Source organism: Cronobacter universalis NCTC 9529 (assembly GCF_001277175.1).
Lineage (GTDB): Bacteria > Pseudomonadota > Gammaproteobacteria > Enterobacterales > Enterobacteriaceae > Cronobacter > Cronobacter universalis.
The window spans coordinates 39,052-60,622 of record NZ_CP012257.1 but is presented as its reverse complement, the minus strand read 5'-3'; the positions used below and the strand labels follow the sequence as shown (position 1 = coordinate 60,622).

General features: G+C 57.9%; 20 protein-coding genes. All 20 read right to left on the bottom strand.

All coding sequences use genetic code 11. The features are described 5' to 3' along the window. Position 1: 1 nt before the first annotated feature. Positions 2-436 (bottom strand): hypothetical protein, encoded by a 435-nt coding sequence (locus AFK65_RS21655; protein ID WP_123949119.1) that lies wholly within the window; start codon positions 434-436, stop codon positions 2-4. 24 nt (positions 437-460) lie between these two features. Continuing rightward, entirely contained in the window at positions 461-1,576 is a 1,116-nt protein-coding gene (locus AFK65_RS00275; protein WP_007703918.1) for a PAAR domain-containing protein, read from the bottom strand. Positions 1,577-1,598: 22 nt separating this feature from the next. Continuing rightward, positions 1,599-3,560 (bottom strand): type VI secretion system Vgr family protein, encoded by a 1,962-nt coding sequence (locus tag AFK65_RS00270; RefSeq protein WP_053531604.1) that lies wholly within the window; start codon positions 3,558-3,560, stop codon positions 1,599-1,601. A 142-nt stretch (positions 3,561-3,702) separates the two neighbouring features. Further along, positions 3,703-4,464 carry an ankyrin repeat domain-containing protein gene (locus tag AFK65_RS00265; protein ID WP_007703913.1) on the bottom strand — a complete coding sequence of 254 codons (762 nt, stop codon included), beginning with the start codon at positions 4,462-4,464 and terminating at the stop codon, positions 3,703-3,705. Next, on the bottom strand, positions 4,461-5,927 hold the full coding sequence (locus tag AFK65_RS00260; protein ID WP_007703909.1) for a hypothetical protein: 1,467 nt from the start codon (positions 5,925-5,927) through the stop codon (positions 4,461-4,463). The genes AFK65_RS00265 and AFK65_RS00260 overlap by 4 nt, the downstream gene beginning before the upstream one ends. Positions 5,928-6,050: 123 nt before the next feature. After that, on the bottom strand, positions 6,051-7,484 hold the full coding sequence (locus tag AFK65_RS00255; RefSeq protein ID WP_007797886.1) for a serine/threonine protein kinase: 1,434 nt from the start codon (positions 7,482-7,484) through the stop codon (positions 6,051-6,053). A 30-nt stretch (positions 7,485-7,514) separates the two neighbouring features. Continuing rightward, entirely contained in the window at positions 7,515-10,130 is a 2,616-nt protein-coding gene (gene tssH / locus AFK65_RS00250; protein WP_038858480.1) for a type VI secretion system ATPase TssH, read from the bottom strand. Between the two features lie 46 nt (positions 10,131-10,176). Further along, positions 10,177-10,494 (bottom strand): hypothetical protein, encoded by a 318-nt coding sequence (locus tag AFK65_RS00245; RefSeq protein WP_007703900.1) that lies wholly within the window; start codon positions 10,492-10,494, stop codon positions 10,177-10,179. A 74-nt stretch (positions 10,495-10,568) separates the two neighbouring features. Beyond that, positions 10,569-11,612, bottom strand: a complete 1,044-nt coding sequence (gene tssG, locus AFK65_RS00240) for a type VI secretion system baseplate subunit TssG (RefSeq protein WP_004386959.1) — start codon at positions 11,610-11,612, stop codon at positions 10,569-10,571. Beyond that, positions 11,609-13,480 carry a type VI secretion system baseplate subunit TssF gene (tssF, locus tag AFK65_RS00235; RefSeq protein WP_038858483.1) on the bottom strand — a complete coding sequence of 624 codons (1,872 nt, stop codon included), beginning with the start codon at positions 13,478-13,480 and terminating at the stop codon, positions 11,609-11,611. The genes tssG and tssF overlap by 4 nt, the downstream gene beginning before the upstream one ends. A gap of 2 nt (positions 13,481-13,482) precedes the next feature. After that, positions 13,483-14,055: a type VI secretion system baseplate subunit TssE gene (tssE, locus tag AFK65_RS00230; protein WP_007703894.1), complete on the bottom strand. Its 573-nt coding sequence runs from the start codon at positions 14,053-14,055 to the stop codon at positions 13,483-13,485. Then, positions 14,048-14,881, bottom strand: a complete 834-nt coding sequence (locus AFK65_RS00225; RefSeq protein WP_038858485.1) for a type VI secretion system accessory protein TagJ — start codon at positions 14,879-14,881, stop codon at positions 14,048-14,050. Before AFK65_RS00225 ends, tssE begins: the two co-directional genes overlap by 8 nt. A 25-nt stretch (positions 14,882-14,906) precedes the next feature. Beyond that, positions 14,907-15,905 (bottom strand): hypothetical protein, encoded by a 999-nt coding sequence (locus AFK65_RS00220; protein WP_038858488.1) that lies wholly within the window; start codon positions 15,903-15,905, stop codon positions 14,907-14,909. Positions 15,906-15,923: 18 nt separating this feature from the next. Beyond that, complete coding sequence (locus AFK65_RS00215) at positions 15,924-16,718, bottom strand: PP2C family protein-serine/threonine phosphatase (protein WP_038858490.1); 795 nt, start codon at positions 16,716-16,718, stop codon at positions 15,924-15,926. Then, positions 16,715-18,646, bottom strand: coding sequence for a type VI secretion system-associated FHA domain protein TagH (gene tagH, locus AFK65_RS00210; protein ID WP_038858492.1), 1,932 nt, complete (start codon positions 18,644-18,646; stop codon positions 16,715-16,717). Before tagH ends, AFK65_RS00215 begins: the two co-directional genes overlap by 4 nt. 296 nt (positions 18,647-18,942) lie before the next feature. Beyond that, positions 18,943-19,323 carry a T6SS amidase immunity protein Tai4 family protein gene (locus tag AFK65_RS00205; protein WP_007703877.1) on the bottom strand — a complete coding sequence of 127 codons (381 nt, stop codon included), beginning with the start codon at positions 19,321-19,323 and terminating at the stop codon, positions 18,943-18,945. 22 nt (positions 19,324-19,345) lie between these two features. After that, the gene (locus tag AFK65_RS00200) at positions 19,346-19,714 is read right to left on the bottom strand and encodes a T6SS amidase immunity protein Tai4 family protein (protein ID WP_007703871.1); all 369 of its coding nucleotides are present in this window, start codon (positions 19,712-19,714) and stop codon (positions 19,346-19,348) included. A 47-nt stretch (positions 19,715-19,761) separates the two neighbouring features. Then, complete coding sequence (locus AFK65_RS00195; RefSeq protein ID WP_004386969.1) at positions 19,762-20,244, bottom strand: Hcp family type VI secretion system effector; 483 nt, start codon at positions 20,242-20,244, stop codon at positions 19,762-19,764. Positions 20,245-20,501: 257 nt separating this feature from the next. Beyond that, entirely contained in the window at positions 20,502-20,996 is a 495-nt protein-coding gene (locus tag AFK65_RS00190) for a T6SS effector amidase Tae4 family protein (protein WP_012126156.1), read from the bottom strand. Next, on the bottom strand, positions 20,993-21,394 hold the full coding sequence (locus tag AFK65_RS00185; RefSeq protein WP_007703867.1) for a Rap1a/Tai family immunity protein: 402 nt from the start codon (positions 21,392-21,394) through the stop codon (positions 20,993-20,995). The genes AFK65_RS00190 and AFK65_RS00185 overlap by 4 nt, the downstream gene beginning before the upstream one ends. Positions 21,395-21,571 lie beyond the last annotated feature (177 nt).

Sequence of the window (21,571 nt, the reverse complement as noted above, 5' to 3'; positions counted from 1 at the left end):
CTTAGCCTAGCCAAATCCCATAATATATAATTACCACACTCAGTGATAATATCACCCGTAAAGACAGCAAAAGAGCAGTAGAGGTATTGAATGCAATATTTTTTAGTTTGTCATAGTTATCTTTATTATAAGCCTTATGAAACCTCATGATACCACTAAATAAAGACGGCAGGCCCACATTAATAAAATATACACCACATAGTGTCGCCAATGACAAAAGAGCCACTCCTGTATAATGATCTCCAGCCCCTTGGGGAATTACGAAAAAATAATTCTCCAGGCTATAAAACAATAAAGATAAAATCGTTGCAACAATATAAACAGCAAGCAACTTCAATATAGTATAAACCCATTGTTTTTTTCGGGCAGGCGTTTTCTTTCTCCAGATAACATATAATGCTAAAATAACAAAAACAATAAAAGCCGTAAAAGACATATTTTGACCTCTAATTTATATTATCTAGCCCCCGACAAGGACTGTAGTGCACCCGCTTATTATGGCTCCATCACCGCTTGCATTTTTTCCAGATGCTTTAAACTTATCATCTTCATTTTTGAAAAAATCAATTGCTGACATCATCATATCTACATTAAACTTAGTGAACTTCTCAGCAAATTTTTTAGCGTAAAATTTCATGTTAATATCTGCACTCAAGCCTAACTTCAATGCAAGCTCACCTGATATTTTGACATTCAATGAATAATCAGTGGAGTCAGCTAAAACAGTTAATCCAGCAGATGCACCCACTCCACCGAATGGGACTCCGACCTTACTCTCTGACGTAAAAACACCATACAAATCAGTTTTAGTGAAAGCCTCTGCTTTAGCTAAAGCAGCTTCACTTCCACTTTCATAAACCAACCCAAACCTGCCCTTGTTCCCCAAATATACTTCAGTAACCATTTTTGCTTCAGCTGTAGCTACAGTAAAATCACCGCCTATACTTGCATATATATTACCTTCTTGTCCAATTGCACCTGTTGCACCATATTGTGCCCCAGTAGCCGTGGCACTGGAATTTATAATGATAACGTCTTTTTCATCACGATATAACGTGCCTGAAGCACTTGTCGAAGCTAATTTCGTTCTTATTTCACCACGAAGCATCGAGGTGCTTTTCATATTACCAAATACTAAATCTTGTAACGTAAATCCGATCGATGTGGTATCAAGCTTTCCTGATCCGTTCTTGTCTTCCATACTCGCATATGCGCCTAAAATTCGCGCATCATAGTTATCACCGTGTATAGTCCCATCTGGTCTTGCTTTTTTTGCTAACGTTGCCCCCCAATATTTTGGTGGGGCAGTTTTGTCTTTAGGAGCCGCAGCTTTGTCTTTAGGAGCCGCAGTTTTGTTACACAAGGTCTTGTCTCCCAGACGAGCAAGAGGCAGCCCATTAATAAATACCGAGCTAGAACCACTGACTATTATTCCCTGGCCGTGTTTTTTGCACAATAAACCGTCAGTCTTTCTTGCTGCAGGAAATCCACCAATAATTACATTTGGACTCCCTGTCTGTATTAAACCCAAATGCGCGCCTTTATCAATTAGCGCTCTCGCGGCTGGCTTTCCCATTTACATTCACCTTATGCTTATGTTAACTATTTATTTTTACTACGGCACCTTTGATATCAGTAAGATTGACCCCAGTTATATTTACGGTATTTTTTGCTGTTGTATCGACATTTACCCCACCACCTATTGCAGTCAATTGTTCGCCTTTTAAAGAGGCCGAATTTATGCTTTCGGCAGTCAAATCTCCTTGCAACACAGTAAGATTTATACCCGTCGGCGTGATTAATAAATAATTATCACCTACTTTGAGTTTAATGCTTGATGTTGCTTCCAGCGATGTATTACCGTCTTTATCCATAGTTAATATACAGGCAGACTGACCAACGTTGACAGTATGCTTCGAACCAATACTATTAATTGAGTCAACACCCACGCTGGTAGTCACATTTCTTTTAATGGTATTTTTTTCATCTCTACCTATTGTTTTATTACGATCTACAGCAACGTGATGGGTCTCAGAGTTTTCAATTTCTGTATCCATATTTCTTTCTGCATGGATCCAGATCTGCTCATGGCCCGCCTTATCCTCAAAGCGCAGGGCGTTGGCATTATCTTTATGGCCATTTTTACTACGGCTTAAAAAACCCATCTGTGTCGCTGCAGCAGGCAGCGCCCACGGCGGCATGCTGGCTTCGTTGTACACGCGGCCCGTTATCAGCGGGCGGTCCGGGTCGCCGTTGATGAAGTCCACCACCACTTCGTCGCCCACACGCGGTATCTGCACCCCGCCAAAACCCTGTCCTGCCCAGGCGCTCGACACACGCACCCAGCTCGAACTGGTGTCGTCGCCCTTGCCGAGGCGGTCCCAGTGGAACTTCACCTTCACGCGGCCATATTTGTCCGTCCAGATGCTCTCGCCCTGCGGGCCGACCACCTTCGCCGTCTGCGGGCCGTAAGTACGCGGCCACGGCGTTTTCTGCGCCGGGCGGTACGGCACGTCCGCCGGTATCACCTCAAAGCGGATTTCATGCAGGGTGTTGCTGTCCGGCCCGCTGGCGTAGCGGTTCTCTTCAAAGCGGTAGTGCGCGACGGTGGTGAGGTATTCGCCGTTATCGCCGAAGAACGGGGCGTTGCGCAGCACAAAGGTGTGACCCGGCGCGATACCGAGCGCCGTCGCGGTGCCCTGGGTCTGGCGGTGCTCCACCTGCCAGCGCTCCTGGCGGATGCGGGCATAGAACTCCCCGTGGCCGTGCTCCACAAAACGGCCCGGCCAGTCGTAGACGTCAATGCTCCCCGGCTGCGGCGACAGCGGGTTCTGCCGCGCCTGGAACAGCCAGGCGTTCGGCTTGCGGAAGTCGTAGTCGTCGAGGCTGTAGATGCCCGGCGTCACGCTGTCCTCCAGCGCCCACTGGCTGATACCCTCTTCGTCGGTTGAACCACCGGAAGGGGTCACATGGTAGGGAATGGTCTCGTAGCCCGGGAACGGCTCATACTGGCCGGGGGCGTCGGTGAGGATGAGCGTGTGGCGGTCCTGCTCGTGGCGGAAGTGGTAGGCGATGCCCTCCAGCTCCAGCAGGCGGCTGATGAAATCGAGGCTGCTCTCCTGGTACTGCACGCAGTACTCCCAGACGCGGTAGCTGCCCGAGAGCCGCTCTTCCATGTTCACCCGGCTCTCGCCCAGCAGGGTTTTCACTATCTGCGGCACCGTCTGCCCCTGGAAGATGCGCAGGTTACGGTCGCGCTGCATCGGCCACAGGTCCGGCTCCACTGTCAGCTCATAGGCCGCGTAGCGGGTGCCGGAGAGCTCCACCGCGCTCACCGCCACGCGGGTCACCTTGCCGTTGAGGTAGCGCGGCGTCATCAGCGCCTGGGTCGGGATGGTCACCGTCACCGGCTGGCCCAGCAGCGCGCTGCGGTCGGCGCGCGCGTCGGTGCCGAGCAGCGTCAGGGTGAACATGAACGGCTCCGACAGCGCCTCGCGCCCGGAGAGTTTCCAGAAAAGCAGCCCCTCGACCGGGAGCTGAACGGTGATTCGGTTGAGCATAGTCTTCATTCCATAATGTCTTATGCGATCGCGTGCGTAGCGGCAAAGCAGAAAGGGAGAAAACCCGCGGCATCAGAAATGATATCGCCTGCATAATCAGGAATTATGCAGGCGCGTGTCAGCGGGTAAGGTCGTGCAGGAATTATTTAACCGGGGTGGGCGGCCATTTTCCGCCGTGCTCAATGAGCTTCTCTTTTATTTCAGTGAGCTTTTGATACTCGTCGCTTCCCGCTTTCGCCCGCTTCAGGAAACGCTCAAGCTGGTTGCCCATCGTCCAGCCGAACTTACCGTGAATCTCCGGATCGGCACCTTTTTCCAGCAGCAGCAATACATGATCGTAGGCGTGATAATCCAGGGCGTCGATCAGCAGCGTATTGCCGAGCGAATCGGTGATGTTGATATTCGCGCCCGCATCCAGCATCGCTTCAAGCGTATCCGTATTTTTGGCTTTGATGGTTTCAAAAATAATCGGCTCATGGGACGTTTTATCTTTCGCGTCCGGCGATAAACCACCGTCGAGCATCGCCTTAATCCAGTCGCCGCTGTCGGCGTTGAGTACAAACTCAGCCGGACTGCTTTGCCCCTGCGGACGCGGCTGGAGCGGATCGGCCCCGGCCTTAACCAGCACGGTAATGATCGTTAACTGGTCAGGCGTTTTTTTATCATTTAAGGCATTCCCGAGCGCCCAGAACAACAGTGTCATTTCCTGCTGGCCGGGTTTATTCAGGTCGGTTTCCAGCGCAAGTTTTTCCACTTCGCTGACATCGCCAGCTTCAATAGCCTTCGCCAGCGTCAGTTGCTGGCCGCTAAAGTAATCCTGCGGGTTTAAATCCATATCTTTTTTACACCCCTGAATCATGAAGATAAAAAACAGCGCGAGGCATCCCCAAAAGATTTTCTTCACAGGCGGCTCCCGATGATGGCGATATCCTCATCTTTTTGCTGTTCAATACAGTGAATGGCCTGCCCGATGCCGTGACGATCAAGCGCGCTTCCTGTGCCACCGGGCAGATCGTGTGGAATCCCCGCCGCATTGGGGCTGAGCGCAGAAACGCCTTCTTTAAGCAGCGTCGGCACAGGGAGGCCTTTCATTGACTTAAGGTCTTCCCAGACATTCACTTCCTGCGCTTTCGTCAGCAACTCGCCCTCAACGCGGTAGGCCTGGATATCATCCGTTTTACCCAGAACAGTGCCGCCATATTTTTCCACGGTGTCGCTGTTGAGACCGGCGGCGTTGAAGGTCCAGGCTGGCTTGCCACTCGCCATGGAGGTAGCAGACGCCAGGCCGCCGCCCAATGAGTGACCGGCGATATCAATGTTCTGTCCGGATTTCGCCAGCTTGTCACCAATACCCACCGCGCTTTTGTAGTAGTCGGAATCCCGGCCCATACCCTGTGCGAAGTTGTTCGACCAGTCAGCCCCGTTTTTAACCGGCGCCAGCTCGCCTTTATTCCACAGCGAAGAGAGGTTATCTCCTATCGAGGCAAACCCTGGCTCCCTTGAGCCCCTGAAGACCACCGTCGGGTTCATATCATTGCCAAAGACGGCCTGGTCAGGCTGGTAGACGCGCGCCAGAAAATTGGGCGAGGCGGGGTCGTCGTACAGCATATTGCTTTTCAGGCCGAGCTTATTCAGGGCCGCGCTGTCATTACTGATATCCTTCCAGCCCTCCGGCACGCCGGGTGTGGTTTCCAGGGGGTTGACCGTCTTGTAGACGTTTTCCGCAAGCTTGGCTTTTTCGACGGCGATGTTGTTATCGGCAAGACGCTTCGCGGCGATCTGCGCATCGGGGTAGATACTGGCGTTGCCCTTGCTGATGAGATCTTTACGCGCCTGCCAGCGTTCCGCCTTGGTCATCGCTTTGAGCTGTGCGGCGGTCTGCTTCATGTCTTTGCCCGGCGTCGCCAGCTCAGGGCCCGCTGCGGCTTTCGATTTCACCACCTGGGTTGGTCTGACGGTCGGCGGCGGAAGCGTCCGATAGACACGCACCATCGCGCCATAGCGAACGATAATGCTACCTAACGGAAACATCAGGGACCGGGGCGCGTGGGTAGGCTCCAGTTCGCCTTTCTTATTAATGTAGTAAAGCTCGGTGGTGGGCGACCAGGGCCGCGAGCTTTCATCAATCGCCACCAGGTTGCCATGCCAGAATTCATCGGCAATCAGCTTGCGTAAGTCACGCCCGGACTGATACGGATTCGCGCGGGTCGAAGGCTGAAACTGATCGTAACGCGTAAACAGCGAGCGCACGGTGTTATCCGGCACAGACATTATCCACTGCGCGGCGATGTCAGGACGCATGATCCTTTCAAACTGCGCAGGCGGAACGTTCTCGCGGAAAATAGAGACAATTTTGATGTGGTACATACGTGTTGTCCTGTAGCGGGTATTCACCTGCCGGCATTTATGAAGGTATAAGCCGGAGACAGGACGGGAGGCGTCGTGGGGTAGCGGCGGGCAATCCGCCGCCGCTAACGCCTCCCGGTATCCTTACGGGTTTACAAGCCAGGTGCCCGGACGGGAGACATTGATGGTCTGACTGCGGGTCTGGCCGCGTCCTTTGATGGTCAGCTCATAATCGCCGGTCGGCAATTGCAGCGAGGCGAAGCCGTTCTCAGCCGGCGTCACGGTCTGCGTTTTGCCGTTAAGCGCCAGCTGCTCGCCCTCGCCCATGCGCACGTAGATCTGCGCCACCAGCGCGCCCTGTACCGGCGCGTTTTGCGCCGGCGCGGCGTCCTGCGTCGTCGTGGTCGCCGGCGCGGTCGTGGTGTTCTGCACCGGCGGCTGCGCAGGCGCTTGTTCACGCGGCGCGCTGTCGTTGCTGGCGGTTTCCGGGGCGGGGTTATCCCCGCTGCCGCCAAACAGCAGTCCGCCGGCAACCAGGCCCACCAGCACGCCCGCGGCAATCAGCCCCGGCATTTTGTAGCGGCGCCAGCCGGTCTCGGCGGCAGGCGTTGTCTCTTCTTCTTCCACCGGCACCAGCATGGTGCCCGGCTTTTTGACGCTCATGACGTCATCGAGCCCGGCGACCGGCATTTCAATCAGCGCGGCGAATTCATCAATCGACTGCGGACGGTCTTCCATTTTCAGCGCCAGCGCGCGGTCGATGGCCTGTAACAGCGGCAGCGAATAGCCTTCCGGGCGTAGCTCGGCGAGCGGACGATAGCTGTCGGCAATGCTGCGCACTACGCTCACCGGCGGCGGCGAGCCCATAATCAGCGTATGCAGCACCGCGCCGAGCGCGTAGATATCGGTCCACGGGCCCTGCTCGCTTTCGTTGTCGTCGGTGTATTGTTCAATCGGCGCAAAGCCCGGACGCAGCATGGTTTCCGTCTCATCGGAGACGTTGCCGATACTGCGGCGCGCGGAGCCGAAATCGAGCAGCACCGGCAGGCCGTTATCCTGGATCTGGATGTTATCCAGCGAGATATCGCGGTGCAGGTAGCCTTCGTCATGAATCGTTTTGATGGCCCCGAACAGCATCGGCAGCGTGCGGCGGATCCACGCCTCGTTGATCATCTCCGGGTGCTGTTTGCTCAGGCGCGACAGCGTGGTGCCGCTGTAGAAAACGGTGCCCATGTAGGCGGTGTCGTTTTGCACCCAGAAGCGCAGCACATGCAGCAGGTTCGGGTGGTTGAAGCGCGCCAGCAGACGCGCCTCCTGAATAAAGCTGTTCAGGCCCGCGGTAAACGCTTTGCTGAAGCGGTCGCTGCGCAACACCAGGCGCATGTCGTCATTACGCACCGCCAGCGAGGACGGCATAAACTCTTTAATCGCAATGGTACGCTCAAGCTGATGATCCCAGGCGCGATAGACAATGCCGAAACCGCCACCACCAATCACTTCCTTAATTTCAAACTCATTGAAACGGTAACCAATCGGCAGGGCGTTGGGTACAGTCCGGTTGTTTTCGTAATCCGTCATGTTTGGAAAACTCTCTGCTTGATGATGGCGTTACGCCGCAAACTGACACTGAAACTCACCCTGCTCGAACGTCACGCGCAGACGACGATATTTCTCGTCCTGCGCGCTGGCGGTGAGCAGTATCTGGCTCATCTGCGGCAGCAGGGTGTTGGTAAGGATCGCATCGACCATACGGCCGCCGGATTCCACCTCGGTGCAACGCGCCACAATCTGGGTAATTACGCTGTCGTCGAATTCGGAAATAATACCGTGATTTTCCTCAAGACGACGCTGGATCCGCTTAAGCTGCAATTTCACAATTTCGGCCAGCATCGCGTCGCTTAACGGATAATACGGCACAACCAGCAATCGTCCCAGCAGTGCAGGCGGAAAAACCTGCAAAAGCGGCTGACGCAGCGCCGTACTGAGCGCCTCCGGCTCCGGCATCAGGTCCGGATCGGCGCACATGGCGCTGATAAGATCGGTGCCGACGTTGGACGTCAGGATGATAATCGTGTTGCGGAAATCGATATGACGCCCTTCACCATCTTCCATCCAGCCTTTATCGAACACCTGGAAGAAAATCTCATGCACGTCCGGGTGCGCTTTTTCAATCTCATCGAGCAGCACGACGCTGTAAGGACGACGACGCACCGCTTCGGTCAGCACGCCGCCTTCGCCGTAGCCTACATAGCCCGGAGGCGCGCCTTTGAGCGTGGAGACGGTATGCGCTTCCTGGAACTCGCTCATGTTGATGGTGATAACGTTCTGCTCGCCGCCGTACAGCGACTCGGCGAGCGCCAGCGCGGTTTCGGTTTTACCGACGCCGGACGGGCCGCAGAGCATAAAGACGCCCACCGGCTTGTTCGGGTCATCAAGGCGCGCGCGGGAGGTGCGCACGCGTTTGGCGATAAGCTCAAGCCCGTGACGCTGGCCGATAACGCGCTGGTTCAGCGTGTCGGCAAGCTTCAGCACCGCGTCGATTTCGTTTTTCACCATGCGGCCCAGCGGGATGCCGGTCCAGTCGGAGACCACCGCCGCGACGACGTTCGCGTCCACCGCGGCGAACAGCAGCGGCGCGTCGCCCTGTACGGCGGCCAGCGCCTTCTGGCGCTCCGCCAGCGTCTCGCGCAGCGCAGGCTGGGCTTCTTCGTCGGCCATATGCAGCTCGGCGCGCAGGGCGATAATCGCATCCACCAGCGCGCGCTCCTCTTCCCAGCGGGCGGTCAGGGCGTCGCGTTCGGCTTCCAGCGCTTCACGCTCGGCGTTCAGACGCGCCACGCGCTCGCCGTCGCCCACCGCCACGCGCGCTTCGCGCTCGGCGATTTCCGCTTCCACTTCCAGCGCTGCGATACGGTGCAGGCAATCTTCTAACTGCGGCGGCGGCGCGCTCTGGCTGACGGCGACGCGCGCGCAGGCGGTATCCAGCAGCGCGACGGCTTTATCCGGCAGCTGGCGCGCCGGAATGTAGCGGTGCGACAGTTTCACCGCCGCGCTGACCGCTTCGTCCAGCAACAGCACGCGGTGATGTTTCTCCAGCGGCGAGACGGTGCTGCGAAGCATCAGCACGGCTTTTTCTTCGTCCGGCTCATGCACCTGCACGGTCTGGAAGCGGCGCGTCAGGGCCGGGTCTTTCTCGATGTATTTTTTATATTCCGCCCAGGTGGTCGCGCCGATGGTGCGCAGCTGGCCGCGCGCCAGCGCCGGTTTCAGCAGGTTGGCGGCGTCGCCGGTGCCCTGCTGGCCGCCCGCGCCGATGAGCGTATGGATTTCGTCGATAAACAGCACAATCGGCGTGGCGCTGGACTGCACTTCATTGATAAGCCCCTGCAGACGCGCTTCAAATTCGCCTTTCATGCCCGCGCCCGCCTGCAACATGCCGATATCGAGCAGCCACAGCTGCACGTTTTGCAGCGGCTCCGGGACATCGCCCGCGGCGATACGGTGCGCCAGGCCTTCCACGACCGCGGTTTTACCCACGCCCGCTTCACCGGTCAGCAGCGGGTTGTTCTGACGGCGACGCATCAGAATATCCACCATCTGGCGGATCTCTTCATCGCGCCCGACCACCGGGTCGATTTTGCCTTCACGCGCGCGCGCGGTGAGATCCTGGCCATACTGCGCGAGCGTGCCCTGCTGCACCGGCGCGTTACCGGCGGCGTCCGGCGCGGCGGCGACCGCCTGCTGGGCCTCTTTGCTGCCCGCGAAGATGGCGTCGAACTGCTCGACCAGCAGGTCGGCGCTGATGCGGTTGAACTGACTGGAGATGCCTTTCAGCACGTTCGCCAGGTTAAAGGTTTTCAGAATGCCGATCAGCAGATGCCCGCCGCGAATGCGCGTCACGCCGAACTTCAGCGAGCCGTACACCCACGCGCGCTCCACCGCGCTGTCGATATGCTCCGAGAGATCGGAAACGGAACTTGCGCCGCGCGGCAGGCGATCCAGCGCCGCCACGATATCCCGGCTCAGCGCCTCTTCATCCAGTGAAAAATGGCGGATCAGATGTTGTAAATCCCCGTCCTGCTGCTGCATCAGCTGATGCAGCCAGTGCGCCAGCTCCACATACGGGTTGCCGCGCAGCTTGCAGAAGGAGGTGGCGCTTTCCAGCGAGGTAAACAACAGCGTATCCAGTTTGCCGAACAGTACGGCACGGCTGATTTCTGACATGATCGGTTCCGTTCAGGTTGGCGCGTATCTTACGCAACAAGCGATATTATTGGCGGGCATAACGTAAAGGCAGGCAGAACGCATAAGCGCAACAGAGCGCCAGCGCGGCTAAACGCACCCAGAGCGCGTCTTGCGGGTAATAGCCAGCCAGTTCGTAAACCCCGGTTAGTCCATAACGAAAAATAAAAAACTGAAGAAGTGAGCAAACAAGAATAAAGAAAAAGGCCGTCACTTTTATGACTGCGCGACCCGACGGTCGTCGGGTTTTGATGACGATAAAACCTGCAAGTAACAGCAGCGAAACGAAAACATAAACCCCGTTAATCCAGCCGCCGGGCTGTGTCAGTATCACGTCGCTGTGCATTATTTTTCCTTTCTGAGATGGCGGGTATATTCCGTATATCCTCTCTGACACCGCGCCCACCGGCGCAGGCCATGTTAACTTTCCGCGCGAAAAACCAGATCGCCGCGCGGTTGCGGGGTGGGCTGTTTGCCAAGCCAGGCGCTGTAGCCGAGGCGGCCCGTGCCGCCAGGCGTGACGCCTTTTACCGCGTCGGCGCGCAGGATAACGCGCACCTCCCACTCATACTCGATGCCCATATACTGACGCACCCAGTCGCGCAGCTCCTCGACCCACGGCTCGCCGGGCAGAAAACGCTGATAGGTCTCTTCATCCAGCGGGCCGAGTTCAATGCGAAATTTATGCTGCACGTCGCGCACCGCCACGCCGAGAAACGCCGCCTCGCCGAGACGCGGCATCCGACGGCCCGCGCCGAGACGCGCTTTCTCACGCTCGGTTAACGGCATCCACTGCGGGATGTTCTGCACAATCGTCACCGGCACGTGGAAATAGTGGCGCAGAATTTTTTCAAGCCCCTCGGCGTCGCGCCCGTTGCGGGTCAGATGGCCGACCAGCGAATAACGCGCGTGGTGGCTGAGGCTGCCCTTTTCCATCTGCCCCGGCTGACCCATGCCGATAAGCGAGGCGAGATATTTTTCAATGCGCGGCCCGTCAGTGCGGTCGAGCGACGCGGTCGGCTGGGCGTCGGCCCAGGCGCGGTAGAACAGCAGCGTCAGGCGGTGATGAAACAGATCCGCGAACGCGCTCAGGCTGTCATCCTGATGATGATACAGACGCTCGCGCGCATATTCGGTCAGGTGCATCGGCAGCGGGCCGTTCGGGCCAAACAGGCCGAAGCTTAAAATCGACACATCGTACAGCGGCGTGTTGTCGCGCGGTTTCACCGCGGCGAGCGTTGACGGCGCAAAGGCCATCGATGGCTGCTGACCGATGCGCAGCGGCTCAAAGCGTGGCAGCGGCGCGCGGCCTAAACGGTAGCGTTCGCCGCCCTGCGCGTCGAGACGGCGCAGCATCTGGAACAGATCGTAGCGCCACGGCGCGGCCATCATCTGTTGCCAGTAATTCTCCGGCAGCCGGGAGGCGCTTTTCACCGGCGCGGGTTGTGGCTGCGTCTCACTCATATCAGCGCCCTTTTACCCATTCGCGGCCCCCAGTAGCCCACTTCGCCGCGCTGCTGGCTCTTGAGCGTGAACTCGGTGAAGCTGTTCATGGAGACCAGGCGTGCGAAGACGCGCTCCAGCACGCTGCCGAGCAGCCACGGGCTGGAGCCGGAAAACGCCTGTTCGTCGACGGTCATCGAAATCCCGACGCCGCGGGCGAAGACAATCGGGCCCGGCTCCGGCACGCGGCGATGCACCGGCTCCAGCACGCAGTGGCGAATGCCGTCAATCTGGCGCGCCACCGGCGCTTCCGCCAGGCGCGCGTAGAGGCCGAGCAACTGGCGCAGCGCGGCGGCGCCCTCGCCATCTTCGGCGTCCATCAGGCTTAAGTAGTTCATTTGCAGCTGGCTGATAAGCCGCCAGGTGCTGAAGCCTTCCGCCAGCGCCGGACGCGGCGGCGTCGGCCCTTTGCGCATGGTGAGCGCGCGCACCGGCATGGAATCCGGCAGCACGAACTGGCCCATATCCTGCGCCAGCATCAGCGGCAGATCGCGGCTGGTGCACATCACTTCGGCGGTGATATAGCGCAGTTCGTCGCGCCACGGCGCGTGGCTTGCGTCCACCAGCGATACAAACGCCTCGGAGCCGACATAGCCGGTACGCGTGCCGTAGCGCAGCGCGTGTTCCGAGAGCGCGCGCTGTTCGCGGCGCATCGAGAAATACGCGCCGTAGTTGCCGCCGTCGCGGCTCCAGGTGCTCCAGAATGGGCGGAAAATCTGGTCGTCGCGCTGGCCGTCTTCGCTGGCGTAAATTTTACTGACCGAGAAAATCTCGTAATCCAGCGGGCGAATGTTATCCACCACCAGGTGGTATTCGCTTAAGCCCTCGGTAAGCTTCTGGCGCTCGGCGATTTTCGGGAACAAATTGATGACCGGCGTGCAGTGCATCGCGAGGTGGCTTTTATCCACCACGCGCTCCAGCGGCGTGTCGGTTTTATCGAGCAGGATGATGATATCGAACGCGTTCGCCTGCCCGCTCTGCGCCAGCAGCTTGCCGATGCCGCGCAGGCTTAAGAACTGGAAGCGCGCCGGGAACGCGAAATATTCCTGCAACAGGCGGTAGCCGTCGAAGTTGCGCAGATCGTCCGGCAGCAGCGCCTGGTCGGCCTCAAAGCCTTCCTGACGCAGCGCGTCATCGTCCAGCACCACGCGTGACGGTTTCGGGCCGACGGTCTGACAGAAGATGCCGACGCGGTGCTCCATCAGAAGCTCCAGCAGTTGCAGCGCCTGGATATCCGGCCCGCTCAGGAAGAAATCGAGGCGGTCGAAATCGAGATGGTTGAGCAGCACCGGGCCGTCGCACGCGATGCGCACGCGCAGGGCGCTGACCGCGCCGCGCTGGCTTAAGCCGAGCTGGCTTAACGGCGCGTCGGCCGGTACGCCGCCTAACTCCACCAGGCTGATATGCAGCGGCAGCAGGCGAACGTCATGGGCGGTGGCGTAGCTACAGGTGACGCCGTTCTTTTTCAGAAGCTGGCTGTCCATCATCGTGCCACGCGGCACCACAAACCCGTTGCTCAAATCCCCTTTGGCGCTGTCCGGGTGCAGTTCGGCAATCGCCATTGACGGCGTCGGCGCCAGATAATTCGGCGCGAGCATCTCCAGCAGGCGCTGGGAGAAGCGCGGAAACTCGGCGTCCATTTTGAGCTGTACGCGGGAGGTGAGAAAGGCGAAGCCTTCCATCAGGCGCTCGATGTACGGGTCCGCGATTTCAATGCCGCGCATACCGAGCCTGCCCGCCACTTTCGGGTAGCGTTCGGCGAATTCCGCGCCCATTTCGCGCAGATACGCCAGCTCTCGGTTGTAGTATTCGAGCAGTTTACTGTCCATGTTTACCCCGCGTCTTTAAGCTCAAAATGGCCGTTTTCCAGATCCACATCGGTGCGGAACAGAAATTCGAGCGGCCAGGGCACGCACCACAGGCGGCCTTTAATCTCAATCGATAATACGTTGTGCAGGTCGAGCGATTTGGTGTCGCAGACGCAGCGCACCTGCAACCCCTGCGGCAGAATGCGCGGTTCGAAGTGCAAAATCGCCTCGGTGAGCCGCTGCTGGATGTCGCCCCACTCAATCTCCGACATCCGCTTACCCGCGAGCGGCGCCACGCCGAAGTTAAACACCGAGCGGCGCACATGGTCCACCCGGCTGAGATCCTGCTGCGCTTCGTTATTAATGGTATTGAACAGCCACTGCAAATCGCGCAGCACCTGGCGACGCAGCGCGCTGTGGGAGACGAGATTGCTGTTCGCCGGCTCCTGACGCTTGTCCGGCGCGTTATCGGTCAGACGGTCCAGCAGCGACGGCTGCATTTTGTCGCGCGCGGTGACCGTCGAGGCGTTGCGTCGCGAACGGTAGCCGTGGCGCAGCAGATCGCCGCTGTCGTCATCCTGATACGGTTTATTCATGCGATGCGTCGTCCGGCAGCCCGAAAGCGAGCATATCCAGCGTCAGCAGCGCGAACTCCTGTTCGCCGCTCAGCCAGACTTTCTGACCCGCGCCGAGATAATGAATGCCTTCCGCGTCCAGCGGCTGCCACTCGGTGGTGCGCGCCAGCAGGAAGCGGTCTTCCGCGCCGGTTTCCAGCGGGTAGCGCGCCGGGATCTGGCACACCTGTTCGGTGCCGTCCACCAGCTGCACCATCGCGTGACGCCACACCAGATCGGTGACGCTCGCCGGGGCCTGGAAACGAACCGACGCGATAGCGCTGAACGGCACCCAGAAGTAGTTGCCGTTAACGATAAGCTCGCACACCGGCCCCAGACGCGCGTCGCCGTCCATCAGCCAGTCAAAACGCACCGGCTCGCCGGGCGCGTCGCCCACGGCCAGCGTCAGTTCGCCCGGATTGGCCTCGGCCTGCTCCAGCGCCTCGCTGCGAAGCTCGCTTGCGCGCGCCGGGTCGGTTTCCGCCAGCGCTTTCAGCAGCAGATCCAGCCACGGCCACTGTTCGCCCGGCATCCGCGGACGCGCGCGGCCCGCCAGCACTTCGGCGCGCTGCTGCTCGCCTTCGATAGCCTGTTGCAGCAGCGTCACGGTCGGCTGCGCCTGCGGCGCCAGCGCGGCCCAGCTTTTCAGCTGGGTGAGCGCGCGGGTCCAGTTAGCGTTCAGGCAGAGAAACTGCACAAACGCGGCGCGGCGATCGGCGTTGCCCGGCTGGGCTTTGATATCGGCCTCAAGGCGGCTCAGCGCGTCGCTGACGCTCGCGCCAGCCAGTTGTTGATACAGCGTGTTCATAACGGCTCCTGGCGGTTAACGGTCATTACAGCGCGCGGTAAGCGCCCGCCGCGGGGTCGCGCAGCTGCGGATGCAGCGCTTCGACCAACAGAATATTGAGCGTCGTGCCCGGCGCGACATAGCTGGACCAGACTTTGCGAACTTCTTCTAAGCGCGCGCGCAGACGCGCCTCGTCGCTGGCCTGCTCGCGGGAGATTTCAACCGCCACCGTGCCCTGCGCCTGCCAGACGTTCTGCTCGCTGTTATACGGCAGGATCATCCAGCTTTGGGCGGAGCGGCCATCGCTGACGACCATGCGCTCGTTATTAACGCTGGTGATAAGCAGGTTATCGGCGTCGACGCCCGCGTTAATGCCGACAATCGGGAAGCCGTGTACGAAGGTCACCGCGACTTTTTTCTCGCCCGCTTCACCCATCTGAGTGACTTCACTGCGGCCATTCAGCCAGCCGCCTTTTTCGCAGATGCCGTCGTCTTTCGCCGGAATAAACAGCGCTTTGGCGTCCGCGCCGCCTTTCCAGAAGGTGCGCAGGTGGCAGCCGTCCTGAAGGTTAAATTCGAGCCACGGCGTGCGGTCCGCTGGCGGCGAGAGATCTTCCGGGCGGCCCTGCGGCAGGGTATCGGCGGTGGTCGGCGTCGCGGCGGCGGCGGCCGTGGTCTGCTCAGGCTCGGTTTGCGGCGTCACCACCGGATTCCAGTCGCCGCTTTTGGTGGCCGTGCCATGCGCCAGCGCTTTGCCCTGGGTGTCGTTCAGCTGCCAGCGCACGGTTTTCAGTTTGCCGCACTGGCTTTCCAGCAGCGAGCCGAGACGCGGCATAAAGTTATCCAGCACCTTCGGCGTTTTGTCGCCGCTGGAGACGATGCGCAGCGGCAGCTCAGGGCCGCACCAGCTTTGCGGCGTGTTGTCTTTAATGTTGTCTACCCAGACATCCAGTTTCAGGGTATTTGACTGAACGATACGGTAATTATCTGCCCAGACGCTGGATGACGCCGCAAGCAGAGCCAGACCCGGAAGCCAAAGTTTCATAAAAGTCCTTGTTAGCCTTTAATCTCGAAGGGGGAAAAACTGCGCCGCGTCAGAGAGCGTATGCAGCAGCGTCGTATCCTGGGGCGATCCTACCCAGACCGCTACGGCGCTGTAATTATCCTGCTTATCATGCCCCTGCTCACCATTTTTCAACAGTATTTGATTCATCAGAGTGAGCCATTCATCTGGGGTATTCACCATATGAAGGGATTTTTTCATCTGCTCTTCGCTCACGCCGTGCCAGAAACCGTCGGTGCAAAGCAAAAACGCGTCGCCGTCTTCAATCGGCACTACATCACTGTAGCTCGCCTCGCGGCCTTCATCGCCCATGCCGAGCGCGAAATAGAGCAGGTTGCTGTTCACGCCGTCGGTCTGATGCCCGGCGTCTTTCATCTGCTGCACCAGGCTGTGATCGGTCGTGACGTGATAGAGCCAGCCGCGGCGAAAGAGATACAGGCGGCTGTCGCCCGCGTGCGCCCAGTACGCCAGGTGATAGTCGCGGTCGATGAACAGGCTCACCAGCGTCGTGCCCATGCGGTGATAATCCTGTACCGCCTTTTGCTCGGCGCGGATCGCGTGGTTCGCCTGATTCACATACTCGCGGATATATTGCGCGTTGAGATGCTGCTCCCCGTCAAAACGCGAGAGAATGGCATTGCGCGCGAGCGCCGCGGCGACGTCGCCACCCGGCAGGCCGGCGATCCCGTCGCACACCACGAAGCAGGCGGAGCGTTCGCCGATGGTCTCTCCGGTCTGATCCTGGTTGCTGGCGCGCTCGCCCTGTCTGGAGAGTGAGGCCGTGCTGATATTCATTCTTCTTCCGATCCGCTTTGTGAGTCTTTGTACTGATTCACTTCCATGTCATAAGCGTGCAGGAAGGCTTCGCCGAACAGGGTATGGAAATCGTCCTCGATTTCACCGGCGGTATCGCTGTAATGACGCACAAAGTAATCCCACAGCGCGGCTTTGCGGCTCGCCGGCAGCGCCAGGCGCGAGATAGCGCCGTCGCGCTTCGCTTCTTCTTCGAGCTGCTCCGGGTTAAAGGATTGCAGCATGGCGGCGATGATGGCGCGGATACCGGCGATCATCCCGAGCTGGTGGGCCTGGAGATCGATAAGCGCGTCGCGTACCGATTTTTTCGGCGGCATAAAGCCCGGCATACGGGTGCCGAACATCTGCATCAACACGGTTTTACCCGACGGCAGTAGCTTGAACGGGTTGTTCGCGTCGTCCAGCACCATCGTCATATCGGCTTTCACGCCGCGCTTGAGAATCGAGCGCGAGGAGAGCAGCGCCACGGTGCCCTGCGAGAACATGCTGAGCATCTGGCCGAGCTGGCGCATATTGTCGCGGTCAAACTGCGGCGTCGGTTGCAGCTCGCCAAGGCCCATACCTTCCAGCAATGCTTCCAGCAGTTCGCCGTTCAGCACGTCGCCGTTAGACGCCGTCGGCGTGCCGCCCTGGCTGGTCGGCGACTGCACCGGGTCGATGCGCAGGCGGCCTTTTGGCGTCTGCGCGGTGCTGCGCGCCACCGCCTGCGGCGTCGGCAGCGTGATACCGGCGTAATCCTGGACTTCCGGCGGCGTCGGCTGAACTTCCACGCGCGTCACCGGCTCTTCCGGCACTTCTTCCGGGAACAGCGGCGAACCGGCGAGCGACGCCAGATCGATTGAGTCGTCGGCGTTCGGCGCAAGCGGCGAGGTCGTCATCTCCGGCTGCGATTTTTCCGTCTGCGGTTTTTCGGGTGAAATTGCTGGTTTAACCGGCTCAGCGTCCTGCTTCGCGGCGGGCGGCGGCGTTAATGGCGCAGCGCCTGCGTTAAGCTCATCCGGCGGCGTCAGCGGCACGGCGCCGCCCATCATCAGGCCAAGCGGATCGTCGCTGCGGCTCTGTACCGGCGTGGAGCCCACGCCGCCAAACAGCGCCAGCGGATCGAGCTCTTCTTCGTTCTCTTTTTGCGGCGCCTGCGGTTTCGCGGCCTGACGGTTATCAGACGGCGGCACCAGCGTGGTCGGCGTCACGTCGTTGAAAATGCTGTCTTTATCGAACGGCGTGTCATCTTTGAACAGGCTGTCCGGGTTGACTCTTTCATTGCCGAACAGCGGCTCGTTGCCGCCGCTCTGGAAGTGCGCCAGCGGATCTTCCGGGTTGCGATCCGCCTCTTTCGGGGCGTTGAACGGGTTAAACGGCTGCGCTTCCGGCGTTTTCGGGCGCGCGCTCTGGCTCTGCCCCTGACTGATGCTGTCGGAGATAGAGAACTCCTGCATCAGGCTGTCCCAGATTTCGGTCGGCACTGCCGTTGGCGCGTTGTCCTGCGCGTCGGCTTTCGGCGGCTGCTGCGGTTTCGCAGGCTGCGGCGCCTGAGGCTGCTGCGGCGCGACGTTCGGTTTCGGCGCGGCCATCGCGATAACCGGCTGCGCGTTCAGCGCCAGATCGCTCACCTGAATGCGGTAATCGTCAATGCCCAGCACATCGCCGTCCTGCAGCTCAACCTGACGGCCGCGCTCCAGCGGAATATCGTTCAGCACCACGCGGGTGACGTTGCCGCGGTTAGTGATGCGGCACTCGCCGTCCGCGGAGATATGGACAATCGCCTGCAGGCGGGAAATCGTTCTTTCGTTATCCGGCAGTACCAGATTGTTATCCGTACCACGGCCAATCGTGCCGCCCGGCGGGTAGAAGTCACAGCTGCTCTGAGGAGGCTGGTGGCCGGGCTTGTTGGTAGTAATCGTGAATCGCATAGCGTATTCCTGCCTGGGGTTATTAGCGCTCAAACGTCGCGGGTCTTATCAGACGCCCGACGTTTGCGTGCTAAGGAACAGAGCCGCGCCTGTGCGCTGCCCGTGACTGCCTGTCGTTAAGCCTCGCGCCTCACAACCGGACGGGGTTATTCTATTGATAATACGTATATCAGCGCCATTAACATCATCGCTGCGCATAAACATAGTCGCTGTCGCGCCTGGCTGTGGGACATGTTTTATCTTTTGCCGCAAAGGCTGAAACGTAGGGCGGGTAAGCGAAGCGCACCCGCCTTAACTCACCGCGCTCTCTGTGCTGCGGATTTCTGATACAGCGCCGTCATTTCCGGGCTATGCGCAATCAGCGAACATTTCAGCACCCGGTAATCGCTTTTCGCTGTGCCGCCCACAGGCGTTTTCAGCGCCTGCGTAATGATCGTATCCGCTTCATTAAATGCCTCGACCGGCAATTCGCTCGCCTCCAGCCAGGCGGCGGCGCTGGCGTTGGCGTCTTCTTTCAACGCGGCGCTGTCGGCAATATGGCCCATGCAGCGGTTCTGTACCCACTCGGTAAAAATCTGCGGCTGCGTAAATTCGCTTACCTGTGCCAGCGGCTGCGCCAGCGCGGCGTGGAAAGAAACCGTCAAAACTGTGAAAGCGGCGATACGTGTTTTTAACATGATGAATTTTCTCGCAGCCCGCTTACTGGTCCGGCTGATTTTTATAACGGCGTATGAGCGCGTCCAGTTCGTGGCTGTGCATGAAATCGATGCATTTCGCGAGCGTCATCGGCTCGCCCGACTGGCTGCCATACGTTTTCGCAAGAAAGGTTTTGCCAAGCGTAATGACCGCCGTATGCGCCTCAAGCGAATAATCGCCGAACTCCAGATAGCCTCTCGCTGCGGCCGCCGCGTCGTTTTTTACTTCTTCAGACTGATAGCCCTGCGCAATACAGGTGCTCAGGGCGTAATTTCTTAGATACTCTTCCGGGCTGTAAGTTGTGGTGCGGGCTAACGCCTGCGACGCGAACAACCCTGTAAAAATAAATGCCACGCAGAACTGCTTCACCATCCCTGATCCCTGAAAAGGTAAAGTGAGCCCTTGCGGGCTCACTACGATTACGCTTCTTTGTTTTCTTTGATGTTCCAGCCAGCGCTGGTTTCTGCGCCTTTGCCGCCGGTCGCCGTCTGCTCCCAGTACTGCTGTTTCACTTTCGCAGCCTGGAATGCATAAGTAACGCCAACGGTGTCGCCGTTGTCAGCACCGGTGTACTGAACGGAGGTCACCAGCACATCTTCCAGAGTGATACGGGTGTATTCCACCTGCTGGCCGCCCGCTTTGCAGACAGACAGCTCAACTTTGGTCAGGTGCTTACCGCTGGAGCAGTGCTTCAGGATAGCGGTGGTGGATTTGTCGATCAGCGCGTTAACGTGCAGATCGTTGAAATTCACTTTACCGGCACCGCCGCCGCCGCCCACGCTCATATTACCCGGCTGGGATGCGCCCCAGGAAAAAGAGGTGATGTCGGTCCAGCCGGTGTGGTTGGAATCTTTAGATTCGCCGGTTACACCGTCTACTTTCAGGAACATATCAATAGCCATAATATTTACTCTTCGTTAATGACGATTATTGCTTTCGAAAAAGCGCTTAATATGGCAAACAGGAAAGCATGGGGCTGAATAAAACCATCCATATTTTACCTCTGCCTCTCAGCCTGACAGCATGTTTATTCCGTCAGGCGATCTCAGCAGCCCGCCCAACGCGAGCCGCTAAAATAGGTGATTTATTACTGCTGATATAACGCAGTTGTTACGCGTCAAATGATTTTTTAAAGATTATTACCCGGTCTCAGGTGGAATTATTTTAACTCCCAAAACCATATTTCTTTGCAGTCGGGCAGGCACATAGAGTGACAAGTAAAGGCGTTATTGCCTTCCGGTTCCAGTAAATCGATATGACCACCGCCATAACCATTAACAACATTAAAGAAAACAACGCCTCTGCGATTCCTTAACGCTTGTCCCCCGCTTCGACGATCGGTGTAAATCTCTGCTTTACCGAAGGCGGATGATTTGTAAAGCTGGTCGGCCAGTAATTTTGCACCGGATTCAATTTTTCTGCCTTTATAAGCTCCGGCTTTAATAATGAATCGACCATCAAAAGGTACATTACACTTCAACAGCGCCAGGCTCATTCTTACCGCGCATGTATTTTTGAACGCTTGATTTACTTTTATGATGTCATCGTAATCGTAACCAATCTCAGCGTATACATCACGGGCATCTACAAAGTCTGCGCTTCCATCTGTAGATGAGTAATGATTCATTTTTAACTGCTGATATAACGGTCTCATTTGTCAGATTCCTTTTGACAGGGGAAATCATGTTTAAGCGCTTCAAGCATCAGGACGCTGGCTTTCTCTTTAAGTCGTTCTGGCGGTAGCTTTTTAAAGTACCCGTACGTCCATTCGCGAAGCGTTGATGGCATCGTTGTTTTACTTTTGCACCAGCCCATTCCTTCCGTCGAATCAAACAGACCGAGCAAATAGATTTGCGCCTGTAGCGAGGCCTCTTTATCTGCTCTGTCGTTCCAGGCGTTTAAGAGTTGCTCACCTGTCACATTGCCCCGGTTAGGATCAAGACGATTTTTTTGATGCTCATCGGGATTAATCACCCAATCGCCGGCCATGACTGGCGCGCTTAACAGCGCAGCGCTGAATACTGAAGCCAGAATAAGAACAGAATGTTTCATGAATTTCCTTATTTGCTTTTCCTGAAGACTCATAACCGCCGCACATCGCGAAATCGTTATGGATTATCCTGATTCCAGGTGTGGTCCGGATTTTCAAACAATACCGCTTTCGCCGCTTTATCCAGTTCAGGGCCGCCATATAAGCGCAAACCATTTATTGTTAGCTCGGTGCTTTTC